The 1,020-nt window shown below is 70.0% G+C and carries 1 protein-coding gene; it reads right to left on the minus strand.

All coding sequences use genetic code 11. The features are described 5' to 3' along the window. Positions 1-371 precede the first annotated feature (371 nt). The gene (locus tag QH283_RS20285) at positions 372-794 is read right to left on the minus strand and encodes a hypothetical protein (protein ID WP_280504561.1); all 423 of its coding nucleotides are present in this window, start codon (positions 792-794) and stop codon (positions 372-374) included. Positions 795-1,020: the final 226 nt, after the last annotated feature.

Raw genomic sequence — 1,020 nt, forward strand, 5'->3', positions numbered from 1 at the left:
GGCGCGCGGGCCCCCCCCCCACTCGCGTATCCGCCTGCCCGCATAGCTCATACGGACCGGAAGGTTTCTAAGCAATCGTGCGGCAATTCGCGAGGCATGGGAAACCGGCTGAAATGACGTAGCATCAATTGCCCAGAATTAACCCATGATCGAAAAGGTTTGTGCGGTAGCCGGTTTCGAGGAACGAATTCTCGGAAAACGGCTGCCTTCCGTTCGGAGGAGGAGTACATTCATCCATCGAGGGCGGGTTCTCCCCTCGAGGAGAACCCGCTCATCGCCAAACTTCTGGCGATTGCCCGGAATTCCCGGAAATATCACTCACTCGGCGGCGCTTCACTCGGATGATCTCCTGCGCCGGAAACCCTGAGCTGTCAGCGCGATCCGTCGCGCCCGGCGCCCTCCGCGGGCGGGCTCAGCTGCCGCGACTGCGCCGGGCGCTCGGCGAGCAACGCCTCCAGCCGCGCCAGGCTGCTCACGATCAGCTCCACCGGGCCCTGGATCAGCGACAGCGGCCAGGGCAGGTCCTTGCCCTGCGCGCCGCGCACCTGCTCGGCGAGTTCGGCCGCACCCGCCTCCAATTCGCTGACCTCGGTGCGCAGCTCGGCCACCTGGGCGCGCAGCTCGGCGGTCTCGGCGGTCAGTTCCTCGATCCGGCGCAGCGCGAGGGCAAGTCCGTCCACCAGCGAACGCGCCCTGCCATCGGCGTCGGTGCCGAGCTGCGGCCAGCCCGCCAGGCTCGGACCGCGCAGTTGCACCTGGATGTCGCGCAGCACGGCGTCCTGCTCCGGCGTCACGTCGTTCCTCTCTCGCAGGCCTGCCGCCTGCGCTCGGTCCCGGTGACGGGCGCACCGGCGGGCTAGAAGCGGGACGAGCCGATCGACGAGGGGCCGATCACCATGGTCTCGCCCGCGTCGAAGGCGTCCTGCTGCTTCGCGGCCGCGGCCGCGGCCCGGGCGGGGGCGGGGGCGGGGGCGGGGGCGATGCGCAGCCGCCGGTCGGGAGCCCCCAGCCCCGCGGTGA

Origin of the sequence: Nocardia farcinica (assembly GCF_029867845.1) — a bacterium.
GTDB lineage: Bacteria > Actinomycetota > Actinomycetes > Mycobacteriales > Mycobacteriaceae > Nocardia > Nocardia farcinica_A.